Annotated in this window: 13 protein-coding genes; 6 read left to right on the plus strand and 7 right to left on the minus strand. The window is 56.8% G+C overall.

What is annotated here, in order from left to right:
• Positions 1 to 27 precede the first annotated feature (27 nt).
• Complete coding sequence (locus tag AC0B60_RS02605) at positions 28 to 2340, plus strand: heavy metal translocating P-type ATPase (protein ID WP_465083753.1); 2313 nt, start codon at positions 28 to 30, stop codon at positions 2338 to 2340.
• 90 nt (positions 2341 to 2430) lie between these two features.
• Here the strand turns inward: AC0B60_RS02605 and AC0B60_RS02610 are convergent, their stop codons facing one another.
• The 7 genes from AC0B60_RS02610 to AC0B60_RS02640 form a co-directional block, all read right to left on the minus strand.
• Positions 2431 to 2619, minus strand: a complete 189-nt coding sequence (locus AC0B60_RS02610; RefSeq protein ID WP_465083755.1) for a hypothetical protein — start codon at positions 2617 to 2619, stop codon at positions 2431 to 2433.
• A gap of 104 nt (positions 2620 to 2723) precedes the next feature.
• Complete coding sequence (locus AC0B60_RS02615; protein WP_465083756.1) at positions 2724 to 3011, minus strand: hypothetical protein; 288 nt, start codon at positions 3009 to 3011, stop codon at positions 2724 to 2726.
• Positions 3012 to 3210: 199 nt separating this feature from the next.
• Positions 3211 to 3639, minus strand: a complete 429-nt coding sequence (locus tag AC0B60_RS02620) for a c-type cytochrome (RefSeq protein WP_465083758.1) — start codon at positions 3637 to 3639, stop codon at positions 3211 to 3213.
• Entirely contained in the window at positions 3632 to 4486 is an 855-nt protein-coding gene (locus AC0B60_RS02625) for a WD40/YVTN/BNR-like repeat-containing protein (RefSeq protein WP_465083760.1), read from the minus strand. Before AC0B60_RS02625 ends, AC0B60_RS02620 begins: the two co-directional genes overlap by 8 nt.
• Before the next feature lie 10 nt (positions 4487 to 4496).
• Entirely contained in the window at positions 4497 to 5015 is a 519-nt protein-coding gene (locus tag AC0B60_RS02630; RefSeq protein WP_465083762.1) for a DUF411 domain-containing protein, read from the minus strand.
• 85 nt (positions 5016 to 5100) lie between these two features.
• Positions 5101 to 5388: a hypothetical protein gene (locus tag AC0B60_RS02635; RefSeq protein ID WP_465083763.1), complete on the minus strand. Its 288-nt coding sequence runs from the start codon at positions 5386 to 5388 to the stop codon at positions 5101 to 5103.
• Positions 5389 to 5498: 110 nt separating this feature from the next.
• On the minus strand, positions 5499 to 5879 hold the full coding sequence (locus AC0B60_RS02640; RefSeq protein WP_465083765.1) for a hypothetical protein: 381 nt from the start codon (positions 5877 to 5879) through the stop codon (positions 5499 to 5501).
• A gap of 359 nt (positions 5880 to 6238) precedes the next feature.
• Between AC0B60_RS02640 and AC0B60_RS02645 the strand changes: the two genes are divergently transcribed.
• From AC0B60_RS02645 to AC0B60_RS02665, 5 genes are all read left to right on the plus strand, one after another.
• The gene (locus AC0B60_RS02645) at positions 6239 to 6640 is read left to right on the plus strand and encodes a MerR family transcriptional regulator (protein ID WP_085681284.1); all 402 of its coding nucleotides are present in this window, start codon (positions 6239 to 6241) and stop codon (positions 6638 to 6640) included.
• 221 nt (positions 6641 to 6861) lie between these two features.
• Complete coding sequence (locus AC0B60_RS02650; protein WP_465083767.1) at positions 6862 to 7257, plus strand: hypothetical protein; 396 nt, start codon at positions 6862 to 6864, stop codon at positions 7255 to 7257.
• An 80-nt stretch (positions 7258 to 7337) separates the two neighbouring features.
• Positions 7338 to 8849: an efflux RND transporter periplasmic adaptor subunit gene (locus tag AC0B60_RS02655; protein ID WP_465083769.1), complete on the plus strand. Its 1512-nt coding sequence runs from the start codon at positions 7338 to 7340 to the stop codon at positions 8847 to 8849.
• Positions 8850 to 8910: 61 nt separating this feature from the next.
• Positions 8911 to 12057, plus strand: coding sequence for an efflux RND transporter permease subunit (locus AC0B60_RS02660; protein ID WP_465083771.1), 3147 nt, complete (start codon positions 8911 to 8913; stop codon positions 12055 to 12057).
• Positions 12054 to 13286: a TolC family protein gene (locus AC0B60_RS02665; RefSeq protein WP_465083773.1), complete on the plus strand. Its 1233-nt coding sequence runs from the start codon at positions 12054 to 12056 to the stop codon at positions 13284 to 13286. The genes AC0B60_RS02660 and AC0B60_RS02665 overlap by 4 nt, the downstream gene beginning before the upstream one ends.

Here is a 13286-nt window from a genome sequence, read left to right on the forward strand (position 1 = left end):
CCAGAACTCGATAGGGAGGGATCGGCCATGACGGCTGAGCACACGGTCAAAGATCCTGTTTGCGGCATGTCGGTGAATCCACACTCGGCGGAGCATCGCAGCGAGCATGGCGGGAAAACCTGGTATTTCTGTTCTTCGGGGTGCAAATCGAAGTTTGACAGCGACCCGGGACACTACCTCAGTGGAGAACAGAAACAGGACGAACCCGTGGCTCCGGGCACCATGTACACCTGCCCGATGCATCCGGAAATCCGGCAGCAGGGTCCCGGGGATTGCCCGATCTGTGGTATGGCTCTGGAACCCGAGCAAGTAAGCCTGGACGATGGCCCTTCGGCTGATCTAAAAGACATGACTCGCCGATTCTGGATTGGCTTGGTGCTGGCCCTGCCAGTATTGGTGCTGGAAATGGGCGGGCATCTCACCGGCCTTGATCAGATCGTTGCCCCACAAATATCTAACTGGATTCAACTGGTATTGGCAACGCCCGTTGTGGTCTGGTGTGGCTGGCCTTTCTTTGTCAGGGGTTGGAAATCAGTGATCAACCGTCATCTGAACATGTTCACTCTTATCGCTATTGGTACCGGTGTCGCGTTGATCTATAGCCTGGTGGCGACTCTGGCTCCCCAGATTTTTCCCGATGCCTTCCGACAAGAGGACGGTTCGGTTGCCGTCTATTTTGAGGCCGCTGCTGTGATTGTCGTACTGGTGCTGCTTGGCCAAGTGCTGGAACTGAGAGCCCGGGAAAAAACCTCGGGCGCGATTAAGGCGCTGCTGGATCTGGCACCGGCGACTGCTCGGAAACTGGATGATCAAGGTGACGAGTCCGATGTGTCGCTGGATCAGGTCGAGGTGGGTGACCGTTTGCGCGTGCGCCCCGGAGATAAGGTGCCGCTAGACGGCGAGGTAATTGAGGGCGGCTCCAACGTGGATGAGTCCATGGTGACCGGAGAGCCCCTCGCAGTCAGTAAGAAATCCGGTGACCAGGTCATTGGCGGCAGCATTAACCAGCAGGGCAGTTTTATCATGCGCGCCGACAAGATTGGCCGCGACACGATGCTGTCCCAGATTGTTCAGATGGTTGCGAGTGCCCAGCGCAGCCGCGCACCGATCCAGGGGCTGGCCGACAAGGTCGCGGGCTGGTTTGTACCGGCGGTGATTTTGATTGCCATTGTCGCTTTCATCGCCTGGTCAATCTTTGGCCCCGCGCCGCCCATGGCATTCGGGCTGATTGCGGCGGTCAGTGTTCTGATCATCGCCTGTCCCTGCGCACTGGGCCTGGCTACGCCCATGTCGATTATGGTGGGTGTTGGTCGTGGTGCCCAGAGTGGAGTGCTGATCCGCGATGCGGAAGCACTGGAGCGCATGGAGAAGGTGGACACCGTGGTGGTGGATAAAACCGGCACGCTGACGGAGGGCAAGCCGCAAGTCACTCGACTGGTCGCGGCGAACGGGTTCAGTGACAGTGATCTAATGCGTTATGCCGGCGGCCTGGAAAAGGGCAGTGAGCATCCGCTGGCCCACGCCATTCTCGACAAAGCCAAAGGCATGGATCTGAAGCTTCCGGATGCCGAAGACTTTGATTCCCCGAACGGCAAAGGGGTGACCGGGCGAATCGACGGCAAGCAGGTGCTGCTCGGAAACCGTCTTCTTATGGAGGCAGAGAACATCGACACGTCGCGATTTAACGATGACGCGGATGAGCTTCGCAAGGATGGAGCCACCGTCATTTTTGCCGCCGTCGATGGAAGCGTGGCTGGGTTGCTGGCCATTGCCGATCCAGTTAAGGAAACCACTGAGGCCGCTATTTCGGCCCTGCAAGAAGACGGTATTCGGGTGGTCATGCTGACTGGCGACAACCGCACCTCGGCCGAGGCGGTTGCTCGCAAACTGCATATTGATGAAGTGGAAGCGGAAGTCCTGCCGGAGGACAAGGGCAAGATTGTCCAACGTCTGAAAGACGAAGGCCGTGTTGTCGTGATGGCAGGAGACGGCGTAAATGATGCACCTGCATTGGCAACCGCGGATGTCGGTGTGGCCATGGGCACGGGCACGGATGTGGCCATTGAAAGCGCGGGCATTACTCTACTGCGTGGCGACCTGATGGGTATCGTCGAAGCGCGCCGGTTGTCGCTGGCGACCATGCGCAATATTCGGCAAAACCTGTTTTTTGCCTTCGTTTATAACTCTGCTGGTGTTCCGATAGCGGCCGGGGTTCTTTATCCATTTCTAGGCGTGCTGCTTTCCCCAGTCTTCGCGGCGGCTGCCATGTCGCTGTCGTCGGTCAGTGTGATCGTGAACGCATTGCGGTTGAGGGTAGTACGGTTGGCGCCAAAGCGGTGACACATCAATGTTCAGTTAGTGAGAGATAACCGACCTCCGCCATTTTTACGGGGGTCGGTTATTTGTTTCAATTAGATTATCTGACTCGGTTTATGAGTGTTCTTGGCTCATTTTTTCGTCTTTCTTCATATGCTCCATGCATGTTTCCACTTTTTTATCTTCAACCATCTTATCGGGATAAGTGCGAGCCTCGTTAATACGGTCCGCCAAACCTGAATTGGCTGAGGCCATGGTTGAAAACAAAGCTACGATTGCCGCGATCACCATTACTTTTTTCATGACATTCCCCTTTTAACCGTAAAACCAGTTTAGTATTTCAGCCTGATTTCAGGTTCGTATGGTTTAATTGCTCATGTCTCCATGAGTTAACTTGGCCGAAGGGTTCACCCTGCGGTATTTTTCCCCGCATCTTCCAGTGCTCTGTGGTAGGCCCGGCCCTCTTCAGTAGTAATCATTTCCACGCGAGCCTCCATTCCAGGCTCTGACATACCGTAGAGTGTCATCCGTTTGTGTAAGCGTTTCATTTCTTCATTGTTGAGAATGTTTTCAAAGGAGCGCTTATCTTTAGACTGATCGTACGTGGCTTTCATATTATCATCTGATGACATGTTGCCAGCAAATGTATAGGTTGAGAGGGCAATTGTTGCAGTAAATAAAAGTATATTATTCATAATCGACACCTCCTATTTCGTTGTCGATTATATTTAATCACTAGTTTCTGAAATGTTCCTGAAAACGATAAAATAAAAATTACTATAAATTTACGTGAGAGTGACTATTAAAAATAGCTGTGCAGATGAACGGTATAAAGATATGGGGTAGGGCATTAACAAACGCCAAAGCAGCGGGTTTTCCAGGCTGGTGTTATCGCTACTGGCTCTCTGTCGCCTGGTACTTCCGTTGTTCATCGGTCCAGAGCGTTCTCAGGTACTCAATGACTGACTGAATTTCCTGTTCGGTGAGAGCGTGTTCGAACGCTGGCATGGTCAGCCGATCGGTTTTGTTGAAGGGGTGCCGCCAGCCCTTCTCGATCATCTTGAACAGCATGGCGTCGCTGTGGCGCCAGGTGTGGCCGGTTTCATCGTGAGGCGGTGCGGGCATTTCGCCCTTCTCGTCCGGCTTTTTCCAATTGGCAGCGCCCTCAGCCTGCCGGCCATGGCAGGCGGCGCAGTATTGTTGATAAATTTGTCGACCCTGCGCCACATTCGCGGGCGCAGGGTCGGTACTCGCCGGTCGGCCGGACGCGATCGCAACGGCCGGCACAACGAACAGAATCAGCAAGCCGATCCACTTATTCATACACTGGCGTCCATTCGCCGCCGTCGCCATGGGCAAACAGGTTGCCGCCCTCAACGGCTGTTACGAACCCATGAACTGGCGAGAAAGTCAGTGCCGTCACGGTTCCGGGTGCCTTAACGTTTGCCCAGGTTTCGCCGCCATCGTTACTGTGATGGAGTTGTCCCTCGACGACCGCATAGACGTTTTCCGGAGCGGCGGGATCATAGCTGATGGCCGACACGGTACCTCGCAGGTCTCCCGCATCGCCCCAGAAGCAGAAACAGTCCATGGAGCGGGCGACGCCGCGCGTCGTGCCGGCGAAAAGCCAGCCACTTTCCATACTGCCGGGCATATCCGAGTGCAGGAATGCCCGCACTGGTTCCCGGGGGCCACCATCGACTTTGATCCATTCGGCGCCACCGTCCCTGGACCGGAACATGCCATCTTCTCCGAGGTACGCGTAGAGAGTTCCGGCTTGGGTCGCATGAGTGGCCATGGCAGTGACGCCGAGATCGGGCAAGGTGTCATTGAGGGCTTGCCAGCTATTGTTGGCACTGTTGTAGCGCCAGACGCCCAGGCCGGGGCCGGCAAGGTAAATACTGCCATCGGCTCCTTTTGCCAGAGACGTGGGTTGCGCGCCCGCATCCGGGGTTGGTAGCGGAATTTCAGTGGATGTGTCACCTTCAATGGCAAACAGTCCGCGGTCACGCAGCACTACAAGGGTCCCTGACGGGTTGCTCGTCAGGGCCTTCACTGATTGGCCATCGCCCGCAGACTGGGCATGTACCAGTGCCGGCAAGACAACAGCCAGAGTGGTCAGGAAAAAGCGCAAGAGTGCGGGCTTCAGGCGATAAACGATCGCTGTCATGGCGCTGACCTCAGTAATCCTTGTGTTCGCGGAAAACGCGCTGCTGGCCATTGGCGCTGAAAGCGATGACCTGATAATCCTCTTTCCGGCCGGTTTCCATGCCGGGGCTGCCCTGGACCATGCCGGGCACAGAGAGGCCAAGGGTGTTGAACTGCGGGTTTTCGAGGTAAGCGACAATATCATCCGCCGGCACATGGCCCTCAATTACCAGATCACCAATCAACGCAGTGTGGCAGGATGCCATTTCGCGGGGCACGCCATGGGACTGCTTGATTTGATTGAGATCGTCGGTTTCAACAATGTCGGTTTCAAAGCCATTGGCCGCAAGATGCTCGGCCCAGGACTGACAACAACTGCAGTTGGGGCTCTTGTAGATGGTGATGGCTGTGCCAGCGTCTGCAGTGGGTGCGACTGCGACTGCGGCTGATGGCTCGGCAGACTCACCAGCCTGGATTGCCAGTGTGGTAGCGCCGGCAACGAGAACGACAGCGGCTACACCTGTAAACAGAGCAAGTTTCTTGGTTTTCATGGTAATCCTCGATTTGATTCGGTCATCGGCAATGCAAGGCCCGGGGGGCGCATTGGCTTCCCCGGGCAATGGGTGTTTGATCGGGTCAGGCGTCCTGATCCTTCTCGCCACCGCCCATGTGATCGCCGTTATGGCTCTGCATCATCTTCATACAGGCTTCTTTCATGGCTTTGCGATCTTCTTCAGGCATCTCGGACATCATGCCCATCATGCCACCCATTCCATGCATGCCTTCGGAGGACATCATTCCATTCTCCTCGGAGTCAGGGTCCATCATTCCGTTGCCTTCGGCATGGGCGAACACAGAGAAGAAAGCAACACTACCCGCGAAAATGGCAGCGGTGATTGAAAGCTTGATATTTGAATTGCGCATTTGGTTTGCTCCAGTTAAAGACTCGTGACGAATAGGTATGAACACGAGGCTTTCTTGTAAGAATTAACGTTAATGACATTGCCGCAATGGGCAAAAGTCCGGGTTAAGACTCAGGAGCGAAATTGTGGAGGGGGGGTGATAGAAGCCAGGAAAGGGTCTTGGTAGTCGTTCTCAAGGGCGCTTAAAACCGGTTGGGAACTGGCATCAATCAAGCCGTTGGGGCCTGTTGGCAAAAGACCGATACCGACACCACAGCTGTTCAGCCCGCTGGCAGTCTGACAGGCCATGTCTGAACCTGTGAAACAATTGATTCTGTTATCAGAAGCAGATCCGCTGGTTCCGGTTGCATCGGACATCATGGAACTGCAATCCATCATCATGGGCGCATCCGCCTGACCGTCGGCCATTTCAGAAATAGCCAAAGCAGGCCCACTTATCACCATAATAAGTGATAGCAGCAGAGACATAATTCGGCGGTTTGTTGCGGTCATCCTGATTTCTAGCACCACACTGTGAACATTAGTGGCTGTGACACCCAGTAAATCGTTTAGTTCACCGGATGCTAGCAGTTTTTTATTTCAATGACACCGCTACATTCTGTGATCGTATCGTCCGAACCCTTTTCTAGTTCCGCCTTGTAACGCCATAGCTCAGTGGGGTCGGCCGGGAAGTATGCCAACAGAATCGGGAGTGGCGCGTAGGCTCAGTTCCACATCGTAGTTTTTCAGGTCCAGGCCAAAAATGTCCGGCGGCCAGAAGCGCTCGGCCTTCAGAAAAGCTCTTGACCTTAAAGTGTACTTCAAGGTTATTGTTGGCCCTGTGCTTCCAAGACTACGCCTGAGGTGCGTGAATGAAAACGTTCAATATCGGTGAGCTCTCCGAAAAAAGTGGTGTTGCCAGCCATGCAATCCGCTTCTACGAGCGGGAGAATCTCATGCCCGAGCCAGCGCGCACTTCGTCCAACTATCGCCGTTACCCGGAGGATGCGATTGCCCGGTTGCAGTTCATTATTCACGCTAAGCAATGGGGCTTCACCCTTGATGAGATTCGCGAACTGCTGATGCTTCAGGATGCCAATGGTGATAGAGCCGATGCCAAACGCATCGCCAGAAAGCAACTGGAAAAGATTCGACATCAGATCCAGAGTCTTTCCCGCATTGAGGCGGTCCTGTCGGATTCTCTGGAGGCATGTTCCGGCGAGGGGCCGATGGACGACTGTCCGATTGTCGAAGCTATTGCCCAGAGAGGGTAATGTCATGGCCAACTCCACTAAAATCCAGGCAACAAAAGACTTGACCTTAAAGCCAACTCTAAGGATACCGTCTTGGCGAATGGGAGTAACAAAGCGTATGCCGCCGCGAACCCATGTAATGGTGATCAACCGTCGGGGTGGGTCAGTGATACGCACCAAGTCTTAATATGCGCGCATTTTTGTCAAAGCATTTTTAGAATCATCAATATAGGTCACTCCATTTGCCACGCTCAAAAACGCCTAAAGCCATTGTTAACCTGCTGTTGCTGATCATGGCAATACAGCCGGTGCTGGCGTTTGGGCAATTTACGGCGGACGCATCGGAACCTCCTGCCCGTTTCAGCCAAATGGCCATGATGGATTGTTGCAACGCTGATTTAGCCAGTACTAACGGGCATTCGGAACAGAATATGGCCTGTGGCGATATGGCATCGGCGGATTGTGCTGTCGCCGCCACTCAGGGCAACTGCGGTACGATGCTATGTGCACTGGTTTCTGAAAAAGCAGTTGCGCCGGTGCAATCTCTGTCAGACTCCGCCCATCGTTGCCCCCATGAAGGCTATCTCAGCATCATCCTCGATACCTTCACACCACCTCCCAATTCCTCAAAAGCCTGACCTGAGTCGTTAATTCGCACGTCCAACCGGCCCTATAGGCCACGAGCGTGCGCTCATAAGCTTTAAACGAGGAAACATCAATGCGCATTGCCCTGGTGGCGATAGTGATCGCTATTGCCTTTGGTCTTGGCTGGCTGACCAGTCAACAAACCATGCCGATGTCCGAGTCAGCCGGTTCTGGCAACCCTGCTGAAGAATCATCTGATAGTAAGCCCTTGTACTGGGTTGCACCCATGGACGCCAACTACCGCCGTGACAAGCCCGGCAAGTCTCCAATGGGTATGGATCTGGTGCCGGTGTATGCCGAGGAAAACAGCGGAAGGGACGACGGTGGGGTAACGATAAGCGCCGCTGTCCGGGCCAATCTGGGCGTTAAAACCCAGGCGGTGTCCCGGGGTTCGGTTTCTGTTCCGGTCCGAACCGTGGGCTACGTCACCGACGATGAAGACCAATTGATCCACGTTCACAGCCGCATTGCCGGTTGGGTTGAGGTGCTGCACGTGCGCTCACGGGGAGAAACGGTCAACCGTGGAGAGCCGCTGTATGAGCTCTATTCACCGGAGTTGGTGAATGCTCAGCAGGAATTCCTGATGTCTGAACGCCTTAGACGGGGGTCTGAGGTGACGGCCACCGGCGGAAAGCTGCGCGCGCTGGGTATGACGGATCGCCAGATTGCCGACCTTAAAAAAACCGGAAAGGTGCGCGAGCGCATCACCGTATTTTCTCCCGGTGCCGGTTATGTGGCCGCTTTGCCCGTCCGTGCCGGTATGTACGTGCGCCCGGATACCGAAATCATGGCCATTGGCAACCGCGATTCGGTGTGGGTAATCGCCGAGTTCTTCGAGCGCCAGGCCGGGCTGGTTGTGGCCGGTCAGGCGGTTGAATTCACCACGCCATCCATGCCGGGTACGCAGTGGCAAGGCACCATCGACTACGTCTATCCGGAGCTGGATGCGAAGACGCGGACTCTGCGGGCCAGGGTGCGTGTTCCCAATCCCGAGGGCCGTCTACGCCCCAATATGTTTGTCAATCTCACCATGGAGGCTCCCATCGGTGAGGACCTGCTCACCATCCCGCGCCCGGCGCTTATCCAGCGAAGCGACAGTCAGCATGTGCTGCTGGCCGAGGATGATGGCTACTTCCGTCCGGTGCCCGTTACCACCGGCCCGGAAGCTGGAGGCAGGGTGGTCATTCGCGAGGGGCTGACAGAAGGGCAGCAGGTGGTGGTCTCCGCCCAGTTCCTGATTGATTCAGAAGCCAGCCTCGAGGCCGCCATGCTGCGCTTGGAGCCGGAGGAGCAAAACACTGCCGGGATGGCGGATAACAGTATGGGTTTGATGTCCGGCATGGACACTAAAGAGTCCGCTGGCCCGGTTCAGAGCCGGGGTGTGATCACCGCAATCAACACCGAAAAACGCAAAGTAACGCTGAATCATGAGCCCATTCCGGAACTGAGCTGGCCGAGCATGACCATGGGGTTTTCCGTAGCGCCTGAGGTGGTGCTGGACGGCCTTGGCAAGGGCGACACGGTTGTCTTCATTCTGACGCCCGCTGGCAAGGGCCAGCATGTGACGTCTATCAGTAAACAGTAGTGATAGCCCGGGGGCGCCGCCATGCGGGCGCTTCCGGCCATCACCAAACCGGATTCAGCTAATGATTAATGCCATTATCCAGTGGTCGCTGCATAACCGATTTTTTGTATTGCTCGCCACCCTCATTCTGACGGGGTGGGGGTTCTATTCCGTCAAAGAAACGCCCATTGACGCCATACCGGACCTGTCAGACGTGCAGGTGATCGTCAAGACACCCTATCCGGGCCAGGCGCCTCAGGTGGTGGAAGATCAGGTGACCTACCCGCTCACCACCGCCATGCTGTCGGTACCGGGGGCCAAGACCGTTCGCGGTTATTCTTTCTTTGGTGACTCCTTTGTCTACGTAATCTTCGATGACGACACCGACCTGTACTGGGCCCGTTCCCGTGTATTGGAATACCTGAGTCAGGTGGCCGGGCAACTGCCCGATGCTGCCAAACCGGAACTGGGGCCGGATGCCACCGGCGTTGGCTGGGTGTATTCCTACGCTCTGGTAGACCGCACTGGTCAGCATGACCTGTCGGAACTGCGGGCCATTCAGGACTGGTTCCTGAAGTTTGAACTGCAAACCGTGCCCGGGGTATCCGAGGTGGCCAGTGTCGGTGGTATGGTCAAGCAGTATCAGGTGGTGGTGAACCCGGACCGACTGCGTGCCCACGACGTTACCCTTCAGCGCATTCATGCCGCCATCAACAATGCCAACCAGGAGACCGGCGCTTCGGTGGTGGAAATGGCCGAGGCCGAATACATGGTGCGAGTAACTGGCTACCTGCAGAACGAGGACGACCTGCGGCAGGTGCCCCTGGGTGTTAATGACAATGGCAAGCCCTTGTTATTGAGGGACGTAGCGGATATCCAGCTTGGCCCGCAGATCCGCCGGGGTATCGCCGAACTGAATGGAGAAGGCGAGGTGGCCGGCGGTATCGTGGTGATGCGCTTCGGCGAAAACGCGCTGGCAACCATTCAGGGCGTTAAACAACGGCTTGAGGATATCAAGGTCAGCCTCCCGGACGGCGTAGAAATCGTGCCCACCTATGATCGTTCCACCCTGATCAATAACGCCGTGGACAATCTGTATGGAAAGCTGTTGCAGGAATTCCTGGTGGTCATCCTGATCTGCGCGGTATTCCTGTTTCACCTTCGTTCCTCTCTGGTGGTCATCGTCAGCCTGCCCGTAGGCATCCTCGCTGCGTTCGTGGTGATGCACGCCCAGGGCATCAACGCCAACATCATGTCCCTCGGTGGTATTGCCATTGCCATCGGTGCCATGGTGGACGGGGCCATCGTGATGGTGGAGAACGTCCATAAACACATGGAACGAACCCCGCTGACACCGCAAAACCGATGGGCCGTGATGTCACGGGCTGCCGGTGAGGTCGGGCCAGCGCTGTTTTTCTCGCTGATGATCATCACCGTCAGCTTTCTGCCAGTGTTCACCCTGGAAGCCCAGGAAGGCAAACTCTTCGCACCCCTGGCCTTCACCAAGACCTACGCCATGGCCGCGGCGGCGGGGCTGGCCATTACCCTGGTGCCGGTGCTGATGGGCTATTTTATCCGTGGCAAGGTATTGCCAGAGCATCGCAATCCCATCAACCGGATGCTGATCGCGCTCTACAAGCCGGTAATTGGCTGGGCTCTGCGGCGGCCGGTCCTGATGCTTGCGGGCGGCCTGGTGGTGCTGATCATCGGCTTCTGGCCGGCCAACAAGCTGGGCAGTGAATTCATGCCGCCCCTGGACGAGGGCGACCTGATGTATATGCCCACCACCTACCCTGGTATTTCCATTGGCAAGGCGCGGCAGATTCTGCAGCAGACTGACAAACTGATCGCCAGCATCCCGGAGGTAGAGACGGTATTCGGCAAGATCGGCCGGGCCGACACCGCCACCGATCCCGCACCCCTGACCATGATCGAGACCTTTATCCAGTTCAAACCGCGGGACCAGTGGCGACCGGGCGTAACACCGGAATCCCTGCGCCGGGAGCTGGATAACACGGTGAGGCTGTCCGGCCTGACCAATGCCTGGGTCATGCCCATCAAAACCCGCATCGACATGCTCTCCACCGGCATCAAGACCCCGGTGGGCATCAAGGTAGCCGGGCCCGACTTGTCGGTTATCCAGAGCATAGGAGAAAAACTGGAGCAGGTTTTGGTTGATATACCTGGCACTGCCTCCGCCTTCTCCGAACGGGTGGCCGGCGGACGCTACATCAAGGTGGACATCCAGCGCGAGGCCGCCGCCCGTTTCGGGTTGAATATCGCCGACATTCAATCCGTAGTGCGCACCGCTATTGGCGGCATGAACGTGGCCAGTACGGTGGAGGGCCTGGAACGTTATCCCATTAACCTGCGCTATCCCCAGGGCTACCGGGATTCGGTGGAACAGATGAGGCTGTTGCCCATGGTGGCGCCCAATGGCCAACGCATTGCCCTGGCCGATGTCGCGGATATCCGGATCGACCAGGGGCCGCCAATGATCAAATCGGAAAATGCCCGCATCAACGGCTGGACCCTGGTGGACATCGAAGGCCGGGATCTTGGCAGTTGGGTCAGAGAAGCCCAGGCCGTGGTGCGGAAACAGATCGATCTGCCCGCCGGCTATTCGCTGGCCTGGTCCGGCCAATATGAGTACATGCAGCGTGCCAAGGAACGCCTGACCCTGGTGGTGCCGCTGACTCTGGCGATCATCATCATTCTGCTGTATCTGAACTTCCGCAACCTGACAGAGGTGGGCATTATCCTCGGCACCCTGCCATTCGGCATGATCGGCGGCATCTGGCTGATGTATCTGCTGGGTTACAACCTCTCCGTGGCCGTGGCCGTCGGTTTTATTGCCCTGGCCGGGGTGGCCGTGGAAATCGGTGTGCTGATGCTGGTGTACCTGAACCAGTCCCTGCACAACGCCTTGGAGACCGTCGATCACCAGCCAGGGGCGTTGTCGGCGAATGCCCTGCGCCAGTCGATCAGTGACGGCGCTGCCCAGCGGGTTCGCCCGATCATGATGACCTTCGCCGCCATTGTGGCCGGCCTGGTGCCCATCATGCTTGGCAGCGGCACCGGCTCGGAAGTGATGCAGCGGATCGCTGGCCCGATGATTGGCGGCATGGTCACCACGCTGATACTGACCCTGCTGCTGATTCCGGTGATTTTCTATCTCTGGCAGCGTGCCCGCTTGAAAAAACTTGCCCAAAAAGGAGCGATCCAATGATTCGACGCCTTGGAACTCAGGCAACTCTGGCGGCATTCATCGCACTTTCGATGCCGGCTGTAGCAGAAACCCGTGAAACGTTAGAGCAATGGACTGCGGAGGCGCTGGCCAACAACGCCTCCCTGAGTGCGCAGCAAGCCGCAATTGCGGCAGCGGAGGCGGATGTGGAAGGTTCAGATACCTGGGCTGACCCTGTCGTCAAGTACGGCATCGCACCGGAAACCCTTGAAGGTCCCAATATCGTCGGGCACCGGTTTGAGGTCAGTCAGAAACTGCCTTGGCCGGATCAGCTATCGGCGTCCCGTGGAGCCTCGGAGGCAGGCGTACGTGCTGCAAGACAGGATACCCTGTGGCAGACATGGAAACTGACTGCCTCCGTTAAGGAGGCCTATGCCCGCTTGTGGTATTCGGCCCAGGCTATTGAGTTGCATCACGAGACCCGCGCCCTGGTGGAGCAATTAGCGGACATAACCCGGCAAAGACTGGAATACGGCGAAGGTACCCAGAGCGAGTTGCTCAGGATAGAAACGGAACTGGATACTCTGGATGCGCAACTGGTTGAGCTTCGGGCTGAGCAGGGCCGCCTCTCCGCCAGCCTGATTCCTTTGTTGGGGCGTCGTCCGCAACCATCCGAGCTGGTGTTGCCCGTGCCTCCCCGGATGCCAATGGTGGCGGATATCCCCGTGGAAACTGATCACCCACTGGTTCAGGCCGCCGAGGCGCGAACCGCTGAAGCACGGGCCCGACTGGACGTCGCAGAAGCCAACCGCAGGCCCGTGTTTACCGCGAGTGCGGGCTACAACAGCCTGTGGGCTGACGAAAGCAAACGCTGGATAGTGGGCCTGGGGATTCAGATCCCGCTTAGCGGACAACGGCAAAACAGTGCCGTTAGCAGGGCCGCAGCCGAGGTGTCCCGGCGACAGTGGCAAACCACTCAGGCCCACCGCGATTTGTTGGGGTCAATCGGAGACGTGAAGGCGGCTGTTGTGGCAGGCTATGATCACCTTGAAATCCTTGATGAGCGGCATCTTCCCAACCAGCGCGCCCATTGGGAAGCCAGCCTGAACGAGCTGGCCAGTGGCACTGGCAGGCTGGAAGATGCCATAAACAGCGCAAGACAGCTCACTGGCGTAAAACTGAGTCGGGAAGCGGTCATTCGCGACCTGTTCCGTGCCAGGGCAAGATACGAAGCCTTGCAACCAGCGCAAGCCATCAGCGTGTCAAACTAG

The sequence above is a fragment of the Marinobacter sp. V34 genome (assembly GCF_055524115.1).

Excerpts from the sequence above, each read along its gene's own strand:
- AC0B60_RS02605 (WP_465083753.1), top strand. The coding sequence starts at position 28 with ATGACGGCTGAGCACACGGTCAAAGATCCTGTTTGCGGCATGTCGGTG.
- AC0B60_RS02610 (WP_465083755.1), bottom strand. The coding sequence starts at position 2,619 with ATGAAAAAAGTAATGGTGATCGCGGCAATCGTAGCTTTGTTTTCAACC.
- AC0B60_RS02615 (WP_465083756.1), bottom strand. The coding sequence starts at position 3,011 with ATGAATAATATACTTTTATTTACTGCAACAATTGCCCTCTCAACCTAT.
- AC0B60_RS02620 (WP_465083758.1), bottom strand. The coding sequence starts at position 3,639 with ATGAATAAGTGGATCGGCTTGCTGATTCTGTTCGTTGTGCCGGCCGTT.
- AC0B60_RS02625 (WP_465083760.1), bottom strand. The coding sequence starts at position 4,486 with ATGACAGCGATCGTTTATCGCCTGAAGCCCGCACTCTTGCGCTTTTTC.
- AC0B60_RS02630 (WP_465083762.1), bottom strand. The coding sequence starts at position 5,015 with ATGAAAACCAAGAAACTTGCTCTGTTTACAGGTGTAGCCGCTGTCGTT.
- AC0B60_RS02635 (WP_465083763.1), bottom strand. The coding sequence starts at position 5,388 with ATGCGCAATTCAAATATCAAGCTTTCAATCACCGCTGCCATTTTCGCG.
- AC0B60_RS02640 (WP_465083765.1), bottom strand. The coding sequence starts at position 5,879 with ATGACCGCAACAAACCGCCGAATTATGTCTCTGCTGCTATCACTTATT.
- AC0B60_RS02645 (WP_085681284.1), top strand. The coding sequence starts at position 6,239 with ATGAAAACGTTCAATATCGGTGAGCTCTCCGAAAAAAGTGGTGTTGCC.
- AC0B60_RS02655 (WP_465083769.1), top strand. The coding sequence starts at position 7,338 with ATGCGCATTGCCCTGGTGGCGATAGTGATCGCTATTGCCTTTGGTCTT.
- AC0B60_RS02660 (WP_465083771.1), top strand. The coding sequence starts at position 8,911 with ATGATTAATGCCATTATCCAGTGGTCGCTGCATAACCGATTTTTTGTA.
- AC0B60_RS02665 (WP_465083773.1), top strand. The coding sequence starts at position 12,054 with ATGATTCGACGCCTTGGAACTCAGGCAACTCTGGCGGCATTCATCGCA.